Here is a 24,641-nt window from a genome sequence, read left to right as displayed (position 1 = left end):
ACCGAAGCACAATCGGTCCGGTTCAGATTTTTATGTATATCCCATTCGGTCGGCCTGCTTCAAACCTTACCGGATGACAAAAAAATGATATTGTTAACGCCGGATTCATACCGACAATCATAAAATGGCGAAATGCCTGAATGTAATGGCTTTATTGGGTGGGAGTGACGATGACTTCGATTCTGACCGCAGACGGCGAAATTTACGAAGATGAAGAAACGCTCAAACGTAAGTTTCAGCTATATGTGGATGTGGCGGGTGACATTCTTCGAGGAACCGGGGAAACCGAACGTTGGCTGGGCAAGGATGGCGCCGCTCTTGCCGGAGAGAACCTTACGCACATTATTGCCAGGCAATCATTGTTTTTATCTTCCGAGATTATATTTCATGCTGCGTCCGGTGAGCGTTTGAAACCCTGCCAGATCGTTTTGAAAAAACCGACAGGGGGAAATGCAGGCTTTAAGCTGAAAGGTGAGCATCTGCCGCAGCAGGATGAATTTAAACTGGAATTCACCCAAGATCCCGGGATGGATATCGGGGATGACGAATTTAACTCGGTCAAGGGATTGGCCAACTCAGTTAGTGGGCATTTAGCGGATAACCCCGACACCGATCTTGATTTGACATTTGTAGAAATCGGCGATGTGGAAGCCCTCGCTCGGGATATGACCGTCAACAAGGGTGAAATTGACGATTTTACCCGTGAGATTGAGGACCGGTTGCGTCGGGACAGTATCTCGCCAGATGCGGTCAGCCGGGTTGAGAATGGCAAATATGGCGTCGTGCATGAAAATGGGGCTGATCTCAAGGCGATGCAGCAGGATCTGCAGGGCTTGGCGGAAAGGGTCGATCCTTCCGGTCGCTTGCTGAATGTTGCAACCAAAACAATAGAGCTTGATTCGGATGGCATTGATGAGGCGGATATCGTTGACGCGGTTGAGCATGCCGCCCGTGAATTTGCGGATCAGGGGCTGGATGCGATCATTTTTGATACGCTTAGTGACAGTCATGCTTCCTATATGGATAAAAAGCGGGACCAAACGGAAATGTTGGTCAGGGCTTTGGCGGAAAATTTATTAACCGTTGCCTATCAAAGTGTGGTGGATGCCCATCTCTGGAAAACGGATCATCTGTTGGCCGAGTTCCGCGCGGATTTCGAGGAAGACGGCCTCGGTGCTGAGGAAATCCTGAAGATCGTTTCTGGTAATCTTGAGCTGCGGGCGCAGATTGATGAGGCCCAGGTAAAATTCATTTCCGGCGGAGATTGGCTGGAGGGGCTTACGGTCGCGATCAGTCTGGATATCCATTCCCTGGCAACCCGGGATATGCTTGCCAATCTGCTTGCATTTGCGGATCGCGCCGGCGACAGGCATGTGGTTTTGCGGATCGGCGGGCTGACGCCGGAGATTGTTGAAAAGATTGATGCACTCAAGATCCTGCAGGATTCCGGTTTTGCCCTGGCTTTGAAATCCGAGGAGATCGGCGCGCAGGATGAAGAAAAACTGAAGCGGCTGCCCGCGGATTACGTCATCTTAGATGAAAATCTGGTCAGTTCGGAAACGGCCCTGAATGCCAATTTGAACATGTTGATTGAAATGGCAAAACGCTGTGGAGCGAACGGCAAGACATTGATGTTTGAAGGGATCTCCAGCGGTGAAGTGGCAAAGTTGATCTCGAAAATTCCAGGTTCGGTCGCAAGCGGGCCCTATTTCGGCAATGCCATTGAAAGCTTTGAGGAACTTCGTTATCCGATGAAAGTGAAGGGAAAAAGTTGATTGGGCGCATATCCGGTCTTGCCTGGCCGGATTTTGCAGGATAGAAACACCCCTGCCCTCATTCTGGCATCATGATGATCGGTTCAATACCGGATCATTCTTATAGGACAGGTGGCAGAGTGGTTGAATGCAACGGTCTTGAAAACCGTCGTGCGTGGAAGCGTACCGTGGGTTCGAATCCCACCCTGTCCGCCATCTTATCTCGATAAAATTCATGCGAGCTGACGTAACAGTTCTTTGGCCTGGTCGGCAGGAAACAGGTTGCGAATTTGATTTTGTTGCCGAATGACTTACCATGATACTCTTTGAAATGGCGAATCCGGATGATGATCGGAACGCATGGGGGTATGGACACTACATGGTTTCTGACTCTGCCCAACAAAATCAGGGCTTGGCGATTCGCCAGGACGAATGGCATGTGGTCCAGAAAAATCGCGACGCCTTTTTCGAGTTACTTCCTTCTTTCCAGCAACGTGCCATTTATCGTTATTGGGAAGAAAAGATGCTTGCCCGTGGTGCATTACCGGGGCGTGCCGATTTTGATCCGGTCGATGTCTATCGAACCCTACCCTGGCTCAATCTTGTGGATGTGAAGTGGCAGCCGGAGCAAGGAAGCTATCGCTTTCGCCAGCGTTTGATCGGTACGGCGTTAACAGAAAAATTCAACCGGGATGTCACGGGTGGCTGGTATGAGGATATTTATCATCCTGACTACCTGGAGGATCATATTAGGCCATTGTTGGAAATCATCGAAGGGCGCAAACCTTGCCTGACCCGCATTCGCTTTCCCTCACCTGACCGAAAGCATGTGATTTACACAAGGCTGATGCTTCCAATGGCCAGCGATGGCGAGAATGTCGACCTCATATTGCAAGTGATGAATTTCGATTGATTGTTTCCAGATCGGTCTAGTTGGTCGCGGGCCTCAGGTTCAAACCGACTACTTCAGCTTTTGCCGGCTCATCTTCCAACCCGGTTAGGGATGACAGCATCATAGCGGCTGCAGTGACGCCTTCTTTATGCGCTTCCAGCTTGCTGACCGAACGGGCCAGGGCCTCTTCAGCTGTTTCAAAATAAGTTTCTTCGATCAGGCCGCGCATTGACGGATCCATGGTCTGCCCCCGGAATGATGCGTTGAATATCCAGAGAGCTATTTACAAAAGAATTGTAAATTGAACGTTAAATGCTGTGGCGTGATCGAAAGAAAGCTGTGGATAACGCACGCTTTCTTTGTATGGGGCTGATTTGCAAAGAAAAATAGATGCTACATCCAGATGCAAACAGGACGCAAAAACAACCTTGCCGGACGCTCATTCGTCCGGCATTCCAATGAAGCTCTTATTATGAAGCGCTTTCGGCTTACTTATGCCGGAAAGTGATGCGGCCCTTGGTCAGGTCATAGGGAGTCATTTCAACATCCACTTTGTCGCCGACCATGACGCGGATGCGGAATTTGCGCATCTTGCCTGCCGTGTGGGCAATGATTTCATGCCCGTTGTCCAGTTGAACACGGAACATTGCGTTGGGGAGTTTTTCAACAACCGTCCCCTGAAACTCGATCAGATCTTCTTTAGCCATGAATTCTTTCAGTATCCCTGAAGGGGCAATCAAAAATGTTGTCCCCGGACCCAGGTCCAGGGAAGCACTGCCATGGTATGTTTCATCTCGTTCGGAAATTCAAGCTAAGAGTGACGAAATCCGGATTAATTTCTGAAAAATGTCTAGGATTTGCGGTTTTAGGCAACTTTTGGCGCTCAGGGAATCATCAGGGAATGGCCGCCATCTATGGTAAGGATGCTGCCGGTCATATATCCGCTGCCCTCCCCTGCCAGCAGCAACAACGGTTGGTCCAGATCCGCTAATTGGCCAAATCGTTTTTGTGGAATGCCCGCACACATTTTTTTCCCCATGGGGCTATCCAGAAACTCCCGGTTAATATCGGTTTTAAAGTAACCGGGCGCCAGGGCATTAACCCGAATATCGTACCTGGCCCATTCGATCGCCAGGCTACGGGTCAGTTGGATCACAGCAGCTTTGGAAGCACAATAAGCGGAAAGGCCGGGTTTGACGCTGACGCCAAGCATGGAGGCGATATTGATGATGCTGCCAGTGCGCTTTTGTTCAACCATCATTTTTGCCAATGTCCGGGCTGTCAGAAAAACGCCGTTTAAATTGGTTTGAAGCACTTGATTCCAATTGTCGTAATCTTGCTCCAACGCGGCAGTTGAAGAGGCAATGCCGGCATTATTCACCAAGATATTGATTCCGCCGGTGAGGTCCCATGCTTCATGGATGCTTTTTTTTATGGAGGATTCCTGCGTGACATCCATGAGACAGGAATGGGCGGAAATCCCCTGTTTCACCAACTGCCTGCAGCTATTCTCCAAAAGATTCGCCCGCCTGGCGCAGAGGATTACCTGGGCACCGGCATTCCCCAGAATGTGCGCAAAATGCAGGCCCAGGCCTGTGCTGGCACCGGTAATAAGGGCTGTTTTGCCCGATAGCGTCTTCTTTTCTGTCATGGTGATCATGTAACCATGCAATTTTCCGGAACGGAAGCGATCATTTCCCGTGTTAGTGTTGTTGTCTGTCCCCGTAAGCGTTTATGATCAACGGGGTAACAGGCTATTATCCCCTTGTTGCATCTAGGGACAAACGCAATTCCGGAGAGGTATGGCATGGCGCATAGCAAAGCGCGTATTTTGGTCGCGGACGGGGGGAAAGCGAACGCGACGGCCTTGAGCGGCATCTTGTCGGGTGAAGGTTATCATGTGACGGTCGTTGCCGATGATGAGGATCTAAAAACCGGGATTGAACGATCCCGCCCGGATGTCATCTTGATCGGCCCGTTGGCCGATGATGATCCGGTGAATGCCGCTTCCGCTTTGAGAGAGGTTGGGATTAATGCGCCAGTCCTGCTCTATGGCGGCGATGGTTCCCAGCATCTTTACGACCAAGCCAAAAAAGCCGGTGTTGATGATGTTATGGAAGGTATACCGACCAAAGAAATGCTTCTGGCCCGCCTGCCGCATCTGGTTCGTTTGTCGACATTGCAGGCGGAAATGTTTCGCCGATTGGAGACATCCCGTGAATTCGGCTTAGAAGTTCGCGAGGATCAGTTTGACCGTTTCGGTGATAAGCCGTTTCAGGTCATGTATATTTGCGCCAGCCAGGACCCGGAAATCGATTCGGCGGACATCAGCCGCGCATTGATCGACGCGGGATTGTCCGTTCGTCAGGAAAGCAATGTATATCATGCTGGCAACCGCCTGGGAGACGAGCGGTTTGAGGCTTGTGTGGTGCGTATCAATATTAAAGAGGATTTGGAGACAAGCCTCTATCTTTGCTCCCAAGTGCGCGACAATCCCCGATTATTCAGCCTGCCGGTTTTGATTGCTGCGGATGCCGGGTTGATAGCGGATGAAAAAGCCTTCTATGACGCAGGCGCTACACTTGTCTTGCCTGGCGGATTGCAGCCTACCAAAATCGCCCGGCATGTAGAAATTCTGGTGGCACGCCAACGGTTCAAATGGAACCTTAGAGATCCCCTTCTGGCCACCTTAACTGATGCCACGGGCAACCCGCGGGAAGGCACTTACAGTGAGGCATTTTTTGAAAAACACTTGGAAAGGGTTTTAACCGCGGCAAAGACTCAGAAGACAGAGCTGTCCGTGAGTGTTTTTTCCATCCGCAATTTCCATGAGGTTCAGTCCAGATATGGCGAGGAAGCAGCTCGGATCCTGATGCGTCAAATGGCCAGTTGGATCAAAGGGCTGCTACGTATTGAGGATGTCACTGCAAGGCTGTCGGATGCAGAATTTGGTGTCGTGTTGCCGGATACGTCCCTTGATGATGCCCGAAGTGTCGCCAATCGCATTGTCGGCATTCTGCATCATTCGGATTTCCGCCTGACTGACGAGATCATGGAAGCGGTTCAGGTCAGTGTCAGCCTTGGTGTGGCGGCTTATGAGCCGACGGATCAGGGGCAAGATCTTCTCGCCCGCGCCAAATCGCAGATTATCTGATGGGGCTGGCTGATCATGGATAGTGGAAAGATTGGCATCGAAGTTTTTTCGGATCCCATCTGCCCCTGGTGTTTCATCGGCAAAAGGCGGCTGGAAGAGGCATTGGATCAACGCGAGGATATTGATGTTGAAGTGACCTGGCGCACTTTTCAGCTCAATCCGCAGATGCCCGCTGACGGCATGGACCGGCGGGAATATCTGGAAGGGAAATTCGGCGGACCGGAGAATGCCGACCGGGTATATGGGAATATTGCCCGCGCCGGGCAGACTGCAGGGATCGATTTCGCTTTCGATAAAATACAAGTTACTCCCAACACCCAGGATGCCCACCGATTGATCCGTCTATGCCAAAACCGGGATGCGGGGCTGGCCGAACGTCTGGTGAAACGGTTGTTTGAGGCCTATTTCCTGGAAGGTCGGAATATCGGTGACCGCAGCACCCTGGTTGATCTGGCGGGCTGTGTGGGATTGGCCCCGATGGATGCGGAAACGCTGTTATTAGGCAAAGACCTGCTGCGCGAGATCCTGGAAGAAGACAATATGGCGCGTCGTCTCGGCGTGAATGGGGTGCCTTGTTTCATCATTGATGGTCAGTTCGCGCTTTCCGGCGCCCAAGAGGCTAAAGCCTTTTTCCCACTATTTGATCTTGCTGCGGAAAGGCGCAGAAGCGGCAGTCTATCCCGTTAAAGAATTTGGCGTGGATTGCGGCAAGGGCTTAACTGCCCTTCTCCGCAATCTGGGCCAGCTTGGCCATGAATTTAGTGACCCCGTTCAACCGCTGCTGAGATGTTTCCCAAGGCCTCATAATCACCAGTTTCTGGTCTGGCCTCAGTTTTAGGCTGCCCAACTGTTGTTGCAGGAAACCGACGAGGCCGACGGGATTCGGAAAGCTATTATTGCGGAAGGTAACCACGGCACCTTTCGGACCGGCATCGACTTTTTCAATAGATGCCCGCTTGCAGAATTGTTTGATTTCAACAACTTTCAATAGGTTTGAAACCTCTTGCGGCAAGGGGCCGAAACGGTCGGCCAGCTCGACGGCAAAGGAATCAATTTCCGATTTGTCCTTAAGGTCGGAAAGGCGGCGATATAGGCTCAGGCGCACGGACAGGTCGGCCACATATTGTTCCGGAATCATGACGGCACTGCCCAGATTGATCGTTGGCGACCACGTTTCCTGGACCTCTTCGACAAGATTGTCTTTGGCGGCTGCAACGGCTTCCTCCAGCATGCGCTGGTAAAGCTCCACGCCGACTTCCTTGATGTGGCCGGATTGCTCGTCACCCAGCAAGTTCCCCGCCCCGCGGATATCCAAATCATGGCTGGCTAGGGAGAATCCTGCACCCAGGCTGTCCAGGGTCTGCATCACTTCCAGGCGCTTCTTAGCGGAATCGGAAAGGATCCGGCCGGGCGGCAAGGTCAGGTAACAATAAGCCCGGATTTTCGAACGTCCGATACGTCCGCGCAGCTGATAGAGCTGTGCCAGACCGAACATATCGGAACGGTGAATGATCATCGTGTTCGCGGTTGGAATATCCAGCCCGCTTTCTACGATATTGGTCGACAGAAGCAGATCATATTTGCCATCGACAAAATCATTCATGACCTCTTCCAGGCTGGTCGCCGTTAGCTGGCCATGGGCGACGGCGATTTTAATCTCCGGCACCAGTTCTTTTAGTTTCTGATGCATCCGGTCCAGATCGGCGACACGCGGGCAAACATAATAGACCTGGCCGCCGCGATGATGTTCGCGCATGATCGCTTCGCGCAAAACAACGGGATCATGAGGCAGGACAAAAGTGCGCACCGCCAGACGGTCCACTGGGGGCGTTGCAATGATCGATAGTTCCCTGACACCGGTCAGGGCCATTTGCAGGGTCCGGGGAATCGGCGTGGCGGTCAGGGTTAAGACATGGACATTAGCGCGTAACTGTTTCAGGCGCTCTTTTTGCGTCACGCCGAAATGCTGTTCCTCATCCACGACCAACAGCCCCAGATTCTGAAACTCCACGCCTTTGCCAAGTAACGCATGAGTGCCGACCACGATATCGACACTGCCGTCACGGATGCCCTGTTTGGCGTTGTTCAAGTCCTTCCCGGTGACCAGTCTGGACATTTGCACAACATTGACTGGCAAGCCTTCGAACCGTTCCTTAAAATTCTTATAATGCTGGCGGGCCAGCAAGGTGGTTGGCACCACAACGGCGACCTGCATGCCGCTCATGGCGGCAACAAAAGCGGCACGCATGGCCACTTCGGTCTTGCCAAAACCCACATCACCGCAGACCAGGCGGTCCATGGGCCTACCCGACCCAAGATCACCGATCACATCGCCGATCGCCCGGAATTGATCATCGGTTTCCGAATAGCGGAAACGCGCGCAAAATTCGTCATAAAGGCCGGATGGCGGTGTGACCGCCTCGCCTTTTCGAAGCGCACGCTCGGCCGCAATCTTCAGCAGTTTGTCGGCAATATCCTTGACCCGCTCCTTGATCTTGGCCTTGCGGGCCTGCCAGGCGACGCCGCCCAGCTTATCCAATTGCGCCGTGCTGTCTTCGGAGCCGAAGCGTGACAGCATCTCGATATTTTCCGCCGGGACATAAAGCTTGTCGTCGTCGGCATAAAGAATGCGCAGACAGTCATGGGGCGCTTTGTCGACTGTTAGGGTCTCCAGGCCGTCGTACCGGCCAATGCCATGCTCTACATGGACCACCAGGTCGCCCAGCTCCAGCGCTGAGATCTCGGAGATGAATTCTTCCCCCCGGCGCCGTCGCTTGACCGGGCGTGCCAGTCGTTCGCCCAGGATATCCTGTTCGGAATAGATGGTTATGTCGTCTGTCCGGAAGCCCTTTTCCAGATCCATGACGGCAATGGCGGTCTGATTGCTGGACAGTTTGGAGAGCTCGCTCCAGTTTTGGACGGAAACGAGATCGCTCTTGCCATGTTCGGAAAGAAGATTGCTTAGCCGGTCCAGCGCGCCATTACTGGAGACGGCGATGACCGTTTTGCTGCCTTTGTGGCTATTTAACCGCTCGATCAGCTGTTCGAAAATATTGCTGTCCGGTTTTTTCCTGGCTTCGGTGAAATCCAATACACCCTTGCCGCCGGCATCGATCACCTCTTGCTGGCCAACGCCTTCCGGTTGCTGGAAGCTGGAAAACTCAATAACCGGCCGATTGCTGAGAATACGGTTAAACTCGTCAGTCAGGACAAAAAGCGCCTGCGGCGGGATCGGTTTATAAATCGTGGCGCTGTCTGTTGCGGTTTTTTTCTGGCTTTGCGCCTGTTCGTAAATGGTTTGGCGTGCCTGGAAGTAATCCAGGATGGCCTCATGTCGTGTTTCCGTCGCCTCACCTGCCTGGCTGTTCAGGAAAACGGGGGCGCCGGGCAGATAATCAAATACTGTCTCCATTTTTTCATGGAAGAGCGGCAGCCAATGTTCCATGCCCGGGTGACGTCGGCCTTCACGAACAGCTTCATAAAGCGGGTCGTCTTCTGTAGTGGCACCGAAATGTTCTCGATATTGCTGGCGGAACAAAGCCTGGCTTTTTTCGTCCAGCGTGACCTCACTCACGGGAATGAGGGACAGGCTTTTAACCTTGCCGGTGGTGCGCTGGCTAACGGGGTCGAAGCTGCGGATTGATTCCACTTCGTCACCGAAAAGATCAATTCGGACCGGCTCTGCGCGTCCTGCCGGGAAAATATCGATGATGCCACCGCGAACGGCATATTCACCGGCTTCACGCACGGTGCCGGCGCGATGGTAACCATTTTGCAGCAGGTAACCGTAGAGCTGATCTTCATCCAGCTGCCCGCCCACAGATGCCGCCAAATGGGCTTTTTCGAGACTTGCTTTTGCGGGAAGGCGCTGTAATGCGGCGCTGACGGTCACAATGAGAATATCGGGAATGTCCCGGCCCTCGGCCAACTGGCACAAAATCTTTAGGCGCTGGGCCACGGTTTCGGCATTCGGCGAAACCCGATCATAGGGAAGACAGTCCCAGGCCGGGAGGGACAGCACCTTAAGAGACGGCTTCATGAAACCGATTAGGTTACGCATCCGCTCTGCATGGCTGTCGTCATGGACCAAAAAGAGAATTGGCCCCTCAGCTTGGTCAACGGCTTCCGAAATCGTCAGGGCGTCCACGCCGGTCGGCGCAGAACAAACCGTCGCCCGGCCCGGAGCAAGGATATGTTTTCCGAGATTCATTTTAACGTAAATCAGTTTTCTGTTGGATGGCATAATCGATCATTTGGCGCAGCAACGGGCAGTCAAGCTGTTCCGGGATATCCCTCTCCCGGCGCAATATCGCATAAAACTGCTGATCGGGTACATGCATCAGGGCTTCGAACTGGTCGAGTTCCAGATCGCTGAGCTTTTCCAGATACTGTTTGGCAAAGCCGCCGACCAGGATGTCCAATTCCCGTATGCCACGATGATCCGCCCGGAAATTCAGTTTCTTGAGGCGTTTTTCCCGTTCGGTCATCTCAGTCACGACATATTCCTTTTCATCCTACCTGGTTTTCAGGTACCTGTTCTGTTCCCTATACGGGTCTGCAAGCATATAAGCATTCCAATCATCAAGAGCAATTCAAGATTGGTTGGCTTGCCTGTTTAGCGGCACTAAACTGCTGAACCTATAGTTATAATTTTCATGGGGTTGAAGCCGGGATATGCGGCCGGATGTTCTTTTTCCATTCTTTGCCGAAGTGACCAGCCTGCCGGGGGTGGGCGCGCGTATCGGCGCACTGCTCGGCAAATTGGCGGGGCCGCATGTTCTGGATCTGCTCTGGCATTTGCCACGCGAAGTGATTGACCGACGGTATCGGCCCCAGGTCGCGGATGCTGCGCCGGGGCGTATCGCCACGTTGGAACTGACCGTTGATCGACATCACCCTGCTTCCGACCGGCGGCGGCCGCACCGGGTGACCTGCCATGATAAGAGCGGCCAGATCACGTTGATCTTTTTCAAAGGCAACAGTGGCTATATTCAGCAAATGCTGCCTGAAGGGGAGATCCGTCTGGTCAGTGGGCGGGTCGAACATTATTCCGGCAAACCGCAGATGGCGCATCCGGATTTTATTGTGCCTCTTGCTCAGGCCGATGAAATACCGTCGATTGAGCCGGTTTATCCGTTGACCGCCGGGGTGACACCAAAGGTTGTTTATAAGGCCGTGCATGGCGCGCTTGGCAAAGTGGTCCCGCTTGGCGAATGGCTTGATCCGGCCTTTCTGGAAAAGAAAGCCTGGCCCGCCTGGCATGATGCCTTGCAGCAGGCACACAACCCTGCAACGGAAAAAAGCCTGATGCCCGAAGACCCGGGCCGCGAACGCCTGGCCTATGATGAGTTGCTCGCCAATCAGCTGGCGTTGGCCATTATGCGGGCACAAGCCCGCAAACAGGCAGGTCACAGTTGGATCGGGGATGGCCGGTTGCGCAAAAAGGTTCTGGAGGCCCTGCCCTTTGCCCTGACGGGATCTCAAGAAACCAGCCTCAAGGAAATCTATGAGGATATGGAGTCAGACCGGCGCATGTTGCGACTGGTACAGGGCGATGTTGGCAGTGGCAAGACGGTTGTGGCGCTGTTGGCGATGTTGAAGGCGGTTGAATGCGGCGCTCAGGCGGCACTGATGGCACCAACGGAAATCCTAGCCCGACAACATTATGAGTCGATCAAGCCCTTGGCGGATGCCGCAGGCGTGACGGTATCGGTCCTGACGGGCCGGGATAAGGGCAAGGCGCGCAAAGGCCTTTTAGCGGAGATTGCCGACGGCAGCACGCAGATTGTTATTGGCACTCATGCCCTGTTTCAGGATGATGTGAGCTATGCCCGCCTGGGTTTGGCCGTGGTGGATGAGCAGCATCGTTTTGGGGTGCATCAACGCCTGGCCATAGCTGCAAAAGGAACCGGCGTTGATATGCTGGTCATGACCGCGACGCCGATCCCGCGCACCCTGATGATGACTGCCTATGGTGATCTGGACGTTTCACGCCTGATGGATAAGCCACCGGGGCGCAAACCCATCCAGACAGTAGTGGTCAACATGGACCGGCTGGATGAGGTGGTCGCAGGGTTGCAGCGAAAGGTTCAGGAAGGGGCCCAGGTCTATTGGGTCTGCCCGTTGGTGGAGGAATCCGATGTCATGAACCTGACCGCTGCTGAGGACCGGTTTGCCCATCTGCAAGCAGTCTTTGGAGATCATGCTGTTCTGGTGCATGGGCAGATGAAGGCCACTGAGAAAGATGCGGCGATGGAGCGATTTGTCAAAGGGGATGCGCGTATTTTGGTGGCAACCACGGTGATCGAGGTCGGGGTGAATGTGCCGGAAGCCACGGTCATGGTGATAGAGCATGCGGAAAATTTCGGGCTGGCCCAGTTACATCAGCTGCGCGGGCGCATCGGACGGGGCGACAAGGCTTCCACCTGCATCCTGTTGCGGGCCCCTCACCTGACAGAAACGGCGCGCGAGCGGCTTAAGGTTATGAGCGAGAGCGAAGATGGCTTTCTGATCGCGGAAAAGGATCTGGAGCTGCGTGGTGCTGGCGAAGTGTTGGGAACGCGGCAAAGCGGCCTGCCGGAGATGAAACTGGCGGATTTGTCGCTCCATGGCGACTTGATGAAGGCGGCCTATGATGATGCCAGATTGATCCTGGCCAATGATCCCGGCCTGGAGAGTGACCGGGGCCGCAATCTCCGTACACTGCTTTACCTGTTTGAGCGTGATCAGGCGATTGCCAATTTGCGATCCGGATAGATTTCTAACGCCCGGATTTATTGCTTAATTGCCGTGGCCCGACTTTTTAAGATCTTCCAGCGCGCCATCGATTTCGTCCTTGGTCCGCATGGCGGTTTCGGCGGCTATCTTGATGCCTGTTTTGTCTTCCGGTGTCACAAGTCCCAGCGAAATCAGGGCTTTGAAGGCCTCATCTACGGGCATATCCAAGATGATCATGTCTTCACGGGGCACAAAGAGTAAGAAACCAGAGGTTGGGTTCGGCGTTGTCGGCACATAGACATTGACATAATCGCCATCCAGCAAGCGTTTGATTTCACCTTTGGAATTGCCGGTCACAAAGGCAATTGTCCAGGCACCCCGACGCGGGTATTCCACAAGCACAGCCTGACGGAAAGCATCGGACTGCTGTTTTAAGACGGTTTCGAAAACTTGCTTGGTTGCGGAATAAACGCTGCGGATCACCGGCATGCGCTGCAGCACGGCCTCACCCATGTTGACAAAGTAACGGCCGACCAAGCCCGCTGTCAGGGCCCCGATCAAGGTGATGAAAACCAGAAGCACGATCACCCCTAGCCCCGGCAGTCCATAGCTGAAGCCGATCACTTCCCGCAGATAGGTGTCCGGGTTCAAATGCCCCGGGATAAGCGGCACGATCTGGCTATCCACCAGTTCGATGAACCAGATTGCAACCGCCGCGGTGATGGCAATGGGTGCTGTCACAAGAATGCCGGCCAGAAAATAGGCGCGCAATTTTGCAAAAAGACCGGGTTTGTGCGGATGTGCTGTCATTTTCAGCCTATAGCTATTCGTTGGTGAACGCGATACCCATCATAGGTTTCGCCGTTATATCGCCTGCGGTCGGGCGGGTCTAAGGATTTTTGCTGGATTGCCAGCGGTTTGACAAAAGATTAATCAAGGTCTTCATATCGTGTTACCCAAAACGAAAATCAATCTAGGCACTCGCCACGACAGATTGATTCCGCTAGTATTTGCCCAGGGTTAGGCAGGACATTGATAAAAATGACAGATCAACAGGAATTTTCTCTGCGCAACATCAAGATGTTCAAGGATGTGCCGGAAGAGACGCTGGCCATCATGGAAGAGCGCTGTGGCTGGAAAACCTATGCGCCGCACGAACAGATTATTGATCGGCAGAGTGATTCCCGTGACGTCTATTTCATCACCCGTGGGCGTGCCCGCGTGGTGAACTATTCGGCTTCTGGCCGGGAAATTTCGTTTGATGACATTGGGGATGGTGCGGTTTTCGGTGAATTGGCCGCGATCGACGGGGAGCCACGCTCGGCAAATGTGGTGGCTTTAACGCAGACAACTGTCGCGACCCTGTCGCCCAAAGCCTTCCATGAGGTTCTTGAGGAATGCCCGTCGGTTGCCATGAGTCTGATGCAGCGCCTTGCTCACATTATCAGGATTTCTGTCGACCGGATCATGGATCTGTCCACATTGGGGGCCCATAACCGCGTTTATGCGGAATTGTTGCGCCTGGCCCGGGATCGGCGGATTGATAATAACCAGGCGGAAATCACGCCGGTTCCAATTCATAGTGATATTGCCAGCCGGGTCAGCACGACCCGCGAAACGGTGGCACGCGTATTTGGTGAATTGACAAAAAAAGGCTTGGTGGAGCGCAAGGGCAATACACTGGTGGTCACCGACATGGACCGTCTTCAGGAGATGGTGGAGGAATTCCGCGGCGACTAGCTTGAGCAAGCGGTTAAAGTCTGCATCTTTCCGACATTCTGTGAGCGTCGTCACTGTGATTTTGATGTTAGTCCGGTATTGTAAGGCCATTACAAACCTTCCTTTTGCCGGTAATGCGCAATGACTGTTATTCAAACCCTACTTCTTTCCGTGCCGATCGTGATGCTGGTGATGTTTGCTTGGGTCGAAGAGCAACTTCCACTGTTCATGTAATCGCGATTCACGAATTCAATATTCATTCTTCCAAACCGAAGAGCGGAGAGAATTGTTTTTGTTTCCCTGCCCGGTGTTAGCAAATTGTGCGAAGCTCAGAATCCGCAGTTTTGCTGGGGTGAAAATGGTGACGAAAAAAATTCAAAAAATTTTAAAATTTCCCGTTGACCTCACCGGTCCAGAACCCTATAAACCGCCTCACCCGAGCGGCACTGCTTCACAGAAACAAACGCCGCAACATAAAACGGGCGCGTAGCTCAGTTGGTAGAGCATCTGACTTTTAATCAGACGGTCACAGGTTCGAATCCTGTCGCGCTCACCAAAACCCCCTGAAGTCTCAACGACTTCCGGGGGTTTTCTTTTTTCTGATTTATTCTTTTGCATAGCGGGAGAAATGATCGGCGGCCGGAAAGTAATCTCAGCATTGCTCCCTGTTTTCTATTCTCAGGCCGTCTCACCAGATCTTGGGAACTGGGAAAAATTCTACACAAATACTTGACAGGTTTTGTTAGTGCTCAACTTTTTTGTTGCTGCGCGAATCATTTGGTGCAAGAATCCGCGCCCAGAGGGAGAATCCTTAATAACGAAACTAGAGAACTAGGGTCGAATCTTGCTGGGGATCGATGAATTATTGTCGATCGCGCGTAGGAAATCCGTTGAAGGCCGCACCAGGCTGGCAGAAATTGTCACTGACCTTTTCCTGGATGAAGGGGATCTAACGGATGTGGAGCGCGCGTTGATGTTTGACATCCTGCACAAACTCGTGCGGGAGGTTGAGCTGTCTATGCGCAAGACCATTTCCGAAAAACTGGCCTCTCTCGACAATGCCCCCAGGGATCTGATCCGGGAACTGGCCAATGATGATATCGAGGTGGCCTTCCCCCTGCTGACAAAAAGCAAGGCCTTATGGGACCAGGATCTGATTGAGGTGATTTATCACCGGACGCTGGAGCATCAACTCGCCATCTCGATCCGGGATGACCTGAGCGAAGATGTCTCTGAAGCATTGGTCGCCACTGGTGAAGAAACCGTCATCAAGTCTCTGCTTGAAAATGGAAATGCAAAATTTGCCCGCCAGACTATGGAGTATCTGGTGGATGAGGCCAAGCGGGTCAATTCTTTCATGGAACCATTGGTCAAGCGCGAGGACTTGCCGCTGGATTTGGCCAAAAAGATGTATCTATGGATCTCGGTGGCGCTTCGGCAGCATATCGTGGACAAATATGATGTGGATTTTTCCGAACTGGATCTGGCTATCGATCAGGCCAGTCGGAACAAGATACGTGAACTTGGAGAGCAAGCTGAAGACACCGACAAGATCGATGCCCTTATTGACGCCTTGGAGGCGGAGGGAAAGCTGGTCCCGCAATTGATGGTTTTTGCCATGGAAGATGGCATGGTTTCATTATTCATTGCGATCTTCCGGCGGTTGACCGGCCTGCCGGGCCCACTGGCGCTTCGGATCGTGTTCGAACCGCAAGGTGAAGGCCTGGCCATTGCCTGCAAGGCCATAGGCGTTGAAAGCGCATGCTTCCAGTCTTTGTTTAGCTTGAGCCGGAAGGCACGGCCAATGCATCGCAAAATACTGAAAAAAGAATGCCGTAAGGTTTTGGAATTATACGAAAATACGAGCAGGGATGCGGCGGAGAAAGTCCTGAGGATGTGGCAGTGCGGTTCGGATTACCTCGCTGCCATCCGTCAAATGGAGGGGGGAGAACGTGCCTTTACCGACATTTAACCAGAAAGATTTCACCAGGCTGACGGATGGCGCAGTCAAAGAACCGGCATCCAATGTTGTGACGCCCCGTGAGGTTAAAGCGCAGGAATCCATAAGGCGTTTTAAAGATATCGCTAGGCTGGTTTCTGACTGGATCTGGGAAACCGATGATGAATTCAGACTGACATTCACTTCACAGCGTGTCATGGAAAATCTTGGCTTCCACCCCCTTGAGTTAAAAGGGCGGCGGCTTACCGAGATCGGAAAATTTGTCGGCGAGGATGGGAAGCCCCTTTTCCTGAAATGGAAAGCACCATTCCGGGACAAGCTCTTTGTTGTGAAGGACCGGGCCGGGAAAAAACGGCTGATGTTGATGGGCGGTGTGCCTGTTTATGACAATGCCTCCGGAGCGCTGATTGGTGCGCGGGGAACAGCGGAAGACATTACCGAGCGAACACTGGCAGAAGAAAAACTCAAGAAGAGCGAAGAACGTTATCGGACGCTTTACAACAAAAGCCCGGTTATGGCTTTTTCCACCAATCGGGATCATCGCATCACCAGTGTTAGTGAATATTGCCTGAAAATTCTCGGCTATGAAAAATCCGAGATGATAGGCCGTATTATGACCAGTTTTATGCCGGAGGATGCGGATAAAACCGAGCTGTTGCAGGCCGAGGATCTTCCTGAAGATGATTTTCGCGAGGAAAATTGCCGGTTTCTTTGTAAGAACGGAGAAGAGCTTGATGTTGTAATCTCATCAACGGCGATCCGAGAAGAACAGGGTGCCATTGTTCAGATCCTCAATGTTTTGGTCGATATAACAGAGCGTAAGCGCTATGAGGCCAGTCTGGTCAGGCAAGCCAATTACGACTCCCTCACCAATCTCCCCAATCGAGGCCTGGCCATGGATCGCCTGGGACAGGCCATAGCACGGGCTCGGCGGGAAGATTATATGGTCGCCCTGATGTTTGTGGACCTCGATAACTTCAAGAAGGTCAATGACACATTGGGGCATGCGGCCGGCGATGAGCTGCTTGTGAAGATGGGGGATCATCTGAGTGGCTGTATCCGTGAGAGCGACACGGTCGCCCGATTGGGCGGAGATGAATTTTTAATCATCCTGCCGGATCTGAAAGCGGTTGGCCATTATGAGATTGTTGCGCAGAAAATTCTTGATCGCTGCTCCCTGCCCTTTGAATTATGCGGCCATGAGGTGGTGGTGACGGCCAGTATCGGCGTGGCGCTCTATCCAAATGACGGCGATACACCGGACATCTTGATGCGGAACGCTGATTCCGCCATGTACCGATCAAAGTCAAAAGGTAAAAATACCTTCCAGTTCTTTGCACCAGAAATGGATGGCCTGGCGCATCAGCACCTCATCTTGGAAAATCAACTGCGTCGGGCTTTGTCGCGTGATGAATTGGCGCTGCGCTATCAGCCTGTCCTGGATGCGAAATCCGGTGAGTTGGTCGGAATGGAAGCCCTGTTGCGCTGGCGACACCCCAAAATGGGTTGGATACCACCTGGCAATTTCATCCCTCTGGCTGAGGAAAGCGGACTGATTGTTCCCATTGGCGAATGGATATTGGAAACCGCCTGCCGGGACGCGAGACAGTTGAATGAAAAGCTGGGCAAGGAAATGTTTGTGGCGGTCAATGTTTCCGCACGGCAATTTGCCAATCAAAAACTGGTGGATGCTGTTTCCAGCGCGTTGGAAAAAAGCGGTCTTTCCTGTGGTCTGCTGGAGTTGGAAGTAACCGAGGGTGTGGTCCTTGATCATGTGCCGGAAAACAAAGAAACTCTGATCCGATTGAGCGAGATGAATGTTCGTTTATCCATTGACGACTTTGGTACCGGCTATTCGTCACTCAGCTATCTAAAGAAATTTCCGTTTGATACGCTCAAAATTGATCGTGCTTTCATCAGTGATATCCAGGAAGATTCGGAGAATGCGGCATTAACCAAGGCGATCATTGCCATGGCTCACGCTTTGGGCCTGACGGTGATTGGTGAAGGCATTGAAACCGAGGAACAGGCTGCAATTCTTGAACAGTGGCACTGTAACTATCTTCAGGGATATCATTATTCGAGGCCACTGAGCATCGAGGCCTACGAGAATTTTGCTCGGAAACTGATCAGAACTAAAGCTTGATCAGAAGGCTGTAGAGGTAAATGACGCCAACCCATACAGCAAGGCTGACTGAAATGGCGAGAATTAACCCCGCGAAGAAGCGGAAGCCACTGTATCTGCGGCCATCTGACGGTAGATTGGCCCCTTGATCTTGCGAGTCCAGATCTGAACGGTTTTCGGTGAGCGAGATATCCCCGCTACTCGGTCCGTTGCTGCCGATCGTCAGTTTGTTTTCGAAATCAATCATTTCTCACTCGCAAGCCTTGGTATCGACAGAATTATACAATATTAGTCTTAAAAGTTGATTAATCAGGTAATTTAAGTACTCGATAGTTTTTATTGTATGGCTTCTTGTATTCTACAAGAGATTCGAGAGAAAAACACTTAGCGAATTTTTCGTATGATTTGTGCGTCATGCGCAAAGATAGTCAATGATCGCGAATCGAACGGCATTCCAATAATAAAACCCGTCTTTGTTATCCTCGTTGGACATACGGATGGTCTGGCGATCTGCAGCAATCGCTGCAAATTGTCCATGTTCCTTTACCATGGAGGTGGCCTTGTTACGGATCTCTTTTTGCTTTTGCATGTCCCTGTTCCCTAACTCAGTCTTCTGACGGAGTATTTGGGCGCCGATTTGGCAAAAACCCGAAACATGAAGAAGGCTAACTAGTGAGGATTTGTCAACTTTTGAATTTTTCTTTCAGGCAGTTTTCAACATGACTGGGAACAAATTGGGCAATATCACCACCCAAAGCACAAATCTCTTTCACAAACCTGCTGGAAATAAACTGATGCTTTTCAGATGCCATCAGGAAGATGGTTTCGATTTCCCGGCTGAGCTTGGCATTCATGCCCGTCATCTGAAACTCGTAGTCAAAATCGGAAACGGCCCTCAAACCTCGAACAATCAGTGAGGCACCAACGTTTTCAGCATGGTGAATCAAGAGGTTATCAAAGGGGGTTACTAATATCTCACCACTAACATCCAATTTGGAAACTGCTGTTTCCACCATGGCGACCCGCTCTTCCAAACTGAAGAGCGGGCTTTTGCCGGCATTGACGGCAACGGAGACAATCAGCCTGTCACACAAATGATTGGTGGCGCGGGAGATGATGTCCAGATGTCCGTTGGTGATGGGGTCGAACGTGCCGGGATAAATCCCGACACGAAGCGCCTTATTCGCCGCTGTCATTCCGCGGTTCCTCGCCATCGTCATCATTGCCGGAATTTTCTGCCGGGTTTTCAACCTGGCCAGTCTCTAAATTGCTATCCTCATTAGTGGTGTCGCCGTTTTCTTCGCCCTCTTCTCCTTCATCTTCATCACTGCCTTCATCCCGGAGCTGGGCGACGGAAACAACCTTATGATCGTTGCTGATGTTAAACAGGCGGACACCTTTGCTGTTCCGGGAAATCTGGCGAATGCCAGACACAGGCATGCGAATGATTTGGCCCCCGTTTGTGACCAGGATGATTTCGTCCAAATCCGGTTCGATTGGGAAAGAGGCAACAACAGAAGTATCCTGATCGCGCAGGACCATGTTGCCAATCCCTTTCCCGCCCCGGCCGGTTACACGGTAATCGTAAGCGGAGCAAAGCTGTCCCATGCCGTCATCGGTGATGGTCAGGAGAAATTCTTCCTTGGCTTCCATGGCAGCATAGAATTCCTGGTCCAGGAGCGCCGCTTTCTCACGGTCACGATCAATATCTTCCGCGCTTCGTTCAGAATCGATCACGGCAAGGCGTCGTTTGGCATTGGCGGCTTGTAGATACTCGCGCCGCTCATCGGCCGATTCTTCGCCATGTCGGATAATGGTCATGGAGATAACCGTATCCCCTTCGGCAAGACGGATACCGCGGACCCCGGTGGAATTACGTCCGGCAAAGACACGGACATCGGTCACCGGAAAGCGCATGGCCATACTGCCAGAGGTTGCCAACAGAACGTCATCTTCCGGCGTACAGGTTCGGACACCAACCAAGTGATCGCCTTCATCCAGCTTCATGGCAATTTTGCCGTTGGATTTAATGTTGGTGAAATCACTGAGCAGGTTGCGGCGTACATTTCCGGTCATGGTGGAGAACATCACATGCAGCTCACCCCAGCTCTCCTCATCTTCGGGCAGCGGCATGATCGTGGTGATATTCTCATCCGGATCCAGAGGCAGCAGATTAACCATCGCTTTACCACGTGCCTGCGGGTTTCCAAGCGGCAGGCGGTATACCTTCATCTGATAGACCATGCCCTTGTTGGAGAAGAACAGGACCGGTGTGTGGGTGTTGGTGACGAAGACCTTAACGATAAAGTCCTCATCCTTCATATTCATGCCGGAACGGCCTTTTCCGCCGCGGCGCTGCGCCCGGTAGGTCGAGAGCGGAACGCGCTTGATGTAACCGCCGTGTGTCACGGTAACCACCATGTCCTCGCGCTGGATCAGGTCTTCGATATCATGCTCAAACTCGTTTTCTTCCAGCGTGGTCCGGCGCGGGGTGGCGAACTGATCCTTGATCTCAATCATTTCGCCGCGAATCACTTCCATGCGGCGGATCCGGGATTGCAGAATTTCGAGGAAATCCTTGATCTGGGCGGCCAGCTCTTCGGTTTCCGCCGTCAGCTTGTCCCGTTCCATGCCGGTCAGACGTTGCAGGCGCAATTCAAGGATGGCGCGTGCCTGTGCCTCTGAAAGACGGTACTTGCCGTCGATGACTTCATGACCCGGATCATCAATAAGGCGGATGAAATCCTCGACCTCATTGGCGGGCCAGGCTTCGGCCATAAGGGATTCGCGTGCAGTTGCCGGGTCCGGTGCGCGCCGGATCAGCTCGATCACCGGATCAAGGTTGCTGATCGCGACCAGCAGGCCGGCCAGGATATGGGCGCGTTCCCGCGCTTTGCGCAATTCAAACGTGGTGCGTCGGATAACGACTTCTTCACGGAAATCGACAAAAGCCTGAATGAACTGCTGCAGATTCAGCATCTCCGGTCGGCCACCGTTGAGTGCCAGCATGTTGGCACCAAAGCTGGTCTGCAGCTGGGTGTAACGGAACAGCTGAGCCAACACCACCTCGGCAATGGAATCGCGTTTCAGCTCGATAACGACCCGGACACCATCGCGGTCCGATTCGTCGCGCAGGTCGCTGATTCCTTCAACCGTTTTGTCGCGCACAACTTCGGCGATGCGTTCGATCATCTTGGATTTGTTGACCTGATACGGGATCTCGGTCACCACAATGGCTTCTTTACCCTTGGAAACCTCTTCTACATGGGTTCGTGCCCGCATGATGATGGAGCCGCGGCCTGTGGTGTGGGCCGCCCGGATACCGGCCCGGCCCAGGATGATGCCGCCGGTCGGGAAATCCGGACCGGGCACGATTTCACAAAGCTCTTCCAGGCTAACCATGGGATTGTCGACAAACGCAACACAGGCATCAATCACCTCGCCCAGGTTATGGGGCGGTATATTGGTGGCCATGCCAACGGCAATACCCCCGGCCCCATTCACCAGCAGGTTCGGGAATTTTGACGGTAGAACGGTTGGTTCCTGAATGGATTCGTCATAGTTGGGCTGGAAATCGACGGTTTCCTTATTGATGTCATCCAACAGGGTCTCAGCCGCCTTAGCCAGGCGGGCCTCGGTATAACGCATGGCGGCGGCCGGGTCGCCATCCATGGAGCCAAAGTTGCCCTGCCCATCAATCAGAGGAAGCCTCAGGGAGAAATCCTGGGCCATGCGGACCATGGCATCATAAATGGCCGAATCACCGTGCGGATGGTATTTACCCATCACATCGCCCACAATACGGGCGGACTTGCGGTAAGGCTTTGTCGAATCGTAACCGTTTTCCTTCATCGCATAGAGGATACGGCGGTGAACGGGCTTCAGGCCGTCGCGCACATCAGGCAGCGCACGGCTGACGATCACACTCATGGCATAGTCAAGATAGGACCGCTTCATCTCTGATTCGATGGAAACGGTGGAAATATCGTAAACGGCAGCAGAATTGGGTGTATCGGTCAAAGTCTTACACGCTTGTTTTTGTTGATTAAACTGTGGTGAATGTCCGGTTTTTCCGGTTTCTTGTTGGATCCGGTGATTGTCTTGCCATCACCGTTAAGGATCTGCCGGGATGAGATCCCAACATCTTGTGTTTTCTAGCATAGATTCTCGGGGGCGAACAACGAAATATCGGCTTTTTCCGGCTGTTTGGACACGCAAATATGGATTGGCGGAATTATCCATCAATCCGACCCCGGAATTGGCATGAAAAAAGGCGTGCCCGATATGGGCACGCCTTGTTGAAAGCCTCGTTGATTCCTTATCGGATCAAAACGGAATTTCGTCATCCAGATCGGCGCTGCCGTAGCTGCCGCCACCGCTGCTGCCGCCGCCGAACGAATCGCCGCCACCAAAGGAGCCGCCATCGGAAGAACTGCCGCCAAAGCTGTCGCCGCCGCCCATGCCGCCGCCTTCACCGCGACCATCCAGCATGGTCATATTGCCGCCAAAGCCGGAGACAACAATTTCGGTGGTGTATTTTTCCTGGCCTGTCTGGTCGGTCCATTTGCGGGTCTGCAATTTGCCTTCGATCAGGACCTTTGACCCCTTGCGCAGGAACCGTTCGGCAACCTCAGCGATTTTGCCGAAAAGAACGACGCGGTGCCATTCGGTTTTTTCCTGATTGTTGCCGTCCCGGTCACGCCAGCGCTCGGAGGTTGCGATATTCAGGTTGGCAACCTTATCACCGCTCTGAGTGTTGCGGACTTCTGGGTCTCTGCCGAGATTTCCCACCAAAATTACCTTATTCAGGCTGCCTGACATAGTTACCCCGTTTCTTCTAGGATGTTATTCAACTGAGGCGCCACCATAGAGGAACAGACGCCCGGTTGCCACCTGATTTTCAAGACTATGCCCGAAAGGGCATGCTAAACTGTTGCGCGCCGACCCGGACTGGTTAATGATGTGTTCCAGATGAAACGGATCAACTGTTTCACGCAATAAAAATAGTCGTCGATAACCAGAGGGTTAAAAGGGAGACATCATGAGAAATTCAATGAAACGTGCGGGCCTGCTGGCCAGCGCAGCTGTAGCTTTCGGCCTGGCTGCTCCGGCTTTTGCCGATGATATTAAAATTGGCGCATTGATGCCGCTGACCGGTCAGCTGCAGGAACTGACGCCACCGATTCTCAATGGCGCGAAGCTGGCCGTTGAAGAGGCCAACGCCGCGGGTGGCGTGATGGGCAACACGGTGATCCTGGAAGTGAAAGATACCCAGTTGAACCCAACCGTGGCGAATGATGCCGCGCAGAAACTGGTTTCCGTGGATGGTGCTGTGGCTTCCGTTGGTCCGCTGGCTTCCGGTATCACCGCAGCTGTCGCGAATACGGTTACCATCAATGCCAAGCATCCGATTGTTTCGCCGTCTGCGACCGCACCGACCATCACGGATCTGGATGACAATGATTTTGTCTTCCGAACCACAGCGTCTGACGCTTATCAGGGAGTTGCGCTGGCACAGTTGATGGCGGAAAAAGGCTCCAACAAGGTTGCTGTGATCTTTGTGAATAACGATTACGGTGTTGGTTTGGCCAAATCCCTGGAAGATGCCATGGCATTGACAGGTGGCACTGTAACCGGATCTGCTGCTTATGAGCCCAAAGCCACTTCTTATCGTGGTGAATTGAGCAAACTGGCTGAAGGTGGCGCTGAAGAACTGGTTGTCGTTGGCTATCCGGCGGACGGCGGTATCGATATCGTTCGTCAGGCATTGGAAGAAGGGTTCTTCTCCAAATTTGTCTTCACCGATGGCATGAAGGCACAGGGTCTGATCGACAATATCGGCGGTGCGAACCTGGCCGGTTCCTATGGCACCGCGCCGCGTGGTGTTGAAACCGAGGCCTCCAAGGGCTTTGCCAAAATGTATTCCGACAAGTTCGGTGCGGATCCGAGCGGCCCATACATCCATAATAACTATGATGCGGCCATGATCTTGATGCTGGCCATCGAAAAAGCGAAATCCACCGATGGCACCGCTATCCGCGACGCCATGCGCGCCGTGGCATCCGCTCCGGGTGATATCGTTGGCCCGGGTGAATTTGCCAAAGCGAAAGAGTTGATCGCGGCCGGCAAGGACATCAACTATGAAGGTGCTGCGGGTTCCCAGGATTTTGATCAGAATGGGGACGTAGCCGGTACGTTTGAACATTGGGAAGTTGAAGGCGACGCTCTGGTAACCGTCAAGATTTTCTAATACCGAAAAATACCGGCGCATACCCAATAATTGCGCCAGAGAATCAAGAAAACCCGTGGCTTAGGTCACG

At 52.8% G+C, this 24,641-nt stretch carries 20 protein-coding genes and 2 tRNA genes; 11 read left to right on the top strand and 11 right to left on the bottom strand.

Translation table 11 applies throughout. The features are described from left to right. The first annotated feature begins 170 nt into the window (after positions 1-170). From DFP90_RS12720 to DFP90_RS12710, 3 genes are all read left to right on the top strand, one after another. Positions 171-1,775, top strand: coding sequence for an EAL domain-containing protein (locus DFP90_RS12720; protein WP_115936856.1), 1,605 nt, complete (start codon positions 171-173; stop codon positions 1,773-1,775). A gap of 105 nt (positions 1,776-1,880) precedes the next feature. Then, positions 1,881-1,970: transfer RNA gene (locus tag DFP90_RS12715), tRNA-Ser, on the top strand. Between the two features lie 100 nt (positions 1,971-2,070). Beyond that, positions 2,071-2,667 carry a PAS domain-containing protein gene (locus tag DFP90_RS12710; protein WP_115936855.1) on the top strand — a complete coding sequence of 199 codons (597 nt, stop codon included), beginning with the start codon at positions 2,071-2,073 and terminating at the stop codon, positions 2,665-2,667. A 16-nt stretch (positions 2,668-2,683) separates the two neighbouring features. Here the strand turns inward: DFP90_RS12710 and DFP90_RS12705 are convergent, their stop codons facing one another. From DFP90_RS12705 to DFP90_RS12695, 3 genes are all read right to left on the bottom strand, one after another. After that, complete coding sequence (locus DFP90_RS12705; RefSeq protein WP_115936854.1) at positions 2,684-2,887, bottom strand: hypothetical protein; 204 nt, start codon at positions 2,885-2,887, stop codon at positions 2,684-2,686. 247 nt (positions 2,888-3,134) lie between these two features. Continuing rightward, complete coding sequence (infA, locus tag DFP90_RS12700; protein WP_115936853.1) at positions 3,135-3,353, bottom strand: translation initiation factor IF-1; 219 nt, start codon at positions 3,351-3,353, stop codon at positions 3,135-3,137. Between the two features lie 176 nt (positions 3,354-3,529). Beyond that, positions 3,530-4,297 carry an SDR family NAD(P)-dependent oxidoreductase gene (locus tag DFP90_RS12695; RefSeq protein WP_115936892.1) on the bottom strand — a complete coding sequence of 256 codons (768 nt, stop codon included), beginning with the start codon at positions 4,295-4,297 and terminating at the stop codon, positions 3,530-3,532. Between the two features lie 156 nt (positions 4,298-4,453). Between DFP90_RS12695 and DFP90_RS12690 the strand changes: the two genes are divergently transcribed. Next, entirely contained in the window at positions 4,454-5,800 is a 1,347-nt protein-coding gene (locus tag DFP90_RS12690) for a diguanylate cyclase domain-containing protein (protein ID WP_115936852.1), read from the top strand. Positions 5,801-5,815: 15 nt separating this feature from the next. Continuing rightward, positions 5,816-6,487 (top strand): DsbA family oxidoreductase, encoded by a 672-nt coding sequence (locus tag DFP90_RS12685; RefSeq protein ID WP_245957058.1) that lies wholly within the window; start codon positions 5,816-5,818, stop codon positions 6,485-6,487. Positions 6,488-6,515: 28 nt separating this feature from the next. Here DFP90_RS12685 and mfd read toward each other — a convergent pair whose 3' ends face one another. Together mfd and DFP90_RS12675 are read right to left on the bottom strand one after the other, a co-directional pair. Further along, entirely contained in the window at positions 6,516-10,010 is a 3,495-nt protein-coding gene (mfd, locus tag DFP90_RS12680) for a transcription-repair coupling factor (RefSeq protein WP_115936851.1), read from the bottom strand. A gap of 1 nt (position 10,011) precedes the next feature. After that, positions 10,012-10,287 carry an FAD assembly factor SdhE gene (locus DFP90_RS12675; RefSeq protein WP_115936850.1) on the bottom strand — a complete coding sequence of 92 codons (276 nt, stop codon included), beginning with the start codon at positions 10,285-10,287 and terminating at the stop codon, positions 10,012-10,014. A 187-nt stretch (positions 10,288-10,474) separates the two neighbouring features. On the opposite strand from DFP90_RS12675, the gene recG reads away from it, so the two are divergent. Continuing rightward, positions 10,475-12,556 (top strand): ATP-dependent DNA helicase RecG, encoded by a 2,082-nt coding sequence (gene recG / locus DFP90_RS12670; RefSeq protein WP_115936849.1) that lies wholly within the window; start codon positions 10,475-10,477, stop codon positions 12,554-12,556. A gap of 24 nt (positions 12,557-12,580) precedes the next feature. On the opposite strand, the gene DFP90_RS12665 is transcribed toward recG, so the two are convergent. Next, a complete protein-coding gene (locus tag DFP90_RS12665) occupies positions 12,581-13,327 on the bottom strand; it encodes a DUF502 domain-containing protein (protein ID WP_115936848.1) in 747 nt (248 codons plus the stop codon). A 231-nt stretch (positions 13,328-13,558) separates the two neighbouring features. On the opposite strand from DFP90_RS12665, the gene DFP90_RS12660 reads away from it, so the two are divergent. The 4 genes from DFP90_RS12660 (at position 13,559) to DFP90_RS12645 (ending at position 18,342) form a co-directional block, all read left to right on the top strand. Further along, entirely contained in the window at positions 13,559-14,257 is a 699-nt protein-coding gene (locus DFP90_RS12660) for a Crp/Fnr family transcriptional regulator (RefSeq protein WP_115936847.1), read from the top strand. A gap of 459 nt (positions 14,258-14,716) precedes the next feature. Further along, positions 14,717-14,792, top strand: a tRNA-Lys gene (locus tag DFP90_RS12655). 288 nt (positions 14,793-15,080) lie between these two features. Beyond that, entirely contained in the window at positions 15,081-16,208 is a 1,128-nt protein-coding gene (locus DFP90_RS12650) for a DUF2336 domain-containing protein (RefSeq protein ID WP_115936846.1), read from the top strand. Continuing rightward, positions 16,189-18,342 carry a bifunctional diguanylate cyclase/phosphodiesterase gene (locus DFP90_RS12645; RefSeq protein ID WP_115936845.1) on the top strand — a complete coding sequence of 718 codons (2,154 nt, stop codon included), beginning with the start codon at positions 16,189-16,191 and terminating at the stop codon, positions 18,340-18,342. The genes DFP90_RS12650 and DFP90_RS12645 overlap by 20 nt, the downstream gene beginning before the upstream one ends. Here the strand turns inward: DFP90_RS12645 and DFP90_RS12640 are convergent. The 5 genes from DFP90_RS12640 to ssb form a co-directional block, all read right to left on the bottom strand. Further along, complete coding sequence (locus DFP90_RS12640) at positions 18,332-18,568, bottom strand: hypothetical protein (protein ID WP_115936844.1); 237 nt, start codon at positions 18,566-18,568, stop codon at positions 18,332-18,334. The genes DFP90_RS12645 and DFP90_RS12640 overlap by 11 nt on opposite strands. Positions 18,569-18,733: 165 nt before the next feature. Further along, entirely contained in the window at positions 18,734-18,910 is a 177-nt protein-coding gene (locus tag DFP90_RS22885) for a hypothetical protein (protein WP_181905334.1), read from the bottom strand. A gap of 94 nt (positions 18,911-19,004) precedes the next feature. Beyond that, positions 19,005-19,517, bottom strand: a complete 513-nt coding sequence (gene coaD / locus DFP90_RS12635; RefSeq protein WP_245957057.1) for a pantetheine-phosphate adenylyltransferase — start codon at positions 19,515-19,517, stop codon at positions 19,005-19,007. Further along, entirely contained in the window at positions 19,501-22,341 is a 2,841-nt protein-coding gene (gene gyrA, locus DFP90_RS12630) for a DNA gyrase subunit A (protein ID WP_115936842.1), read from the bottom strand. Before gyrA ends, coaD begins: the two co-directional genes overlap by 17 nt. 306 nt (positions 22,342-22,647) lie before the next feature. Further along, positions 22,648-23,142 (bottom strand): single-stranded DNA-binding protein, encoded by a 495-nt coding sequence (ssb, locus tag DFP90_RS12625; protein WP_115936841.1) that lies wholly within the window; start codon positions 23,140-23,142, stop codon positions 22,648-22,650. Positions 23,143-23,362: 220 nt separating this feature from the next. On the opposite strand from ssb, the gene DFP90_RS12620 reads away from it, so the two are divergent. After that, positions 23,363-24,571, top strand: a complete 1,209-nt coding sequence (locus DFP90_RS12620) for an ABC transporter substrate-binding protein (protein WP_115936840.1) — start codon at positions 23,363-23,365, stop codon at positions 24,569-24,571. Positions 24,572-24,641 lie beyond the last annotated feature (70 nt).

Source organism: Aestuariispira insulae (assembly GCF_003385955.1).
Lineage (GTDB): Bacteria > Pseudomonadota > Alphaproteobacteria > UBA8366 > Aestuariispiraceae > Aestuariispira > Aestuariispira insulae.
The sequence above is the reverse complement of the archived record's forward strand: the minus strand, read 5'-3'. Positions and strand labels throughout refer to the sequence as shown.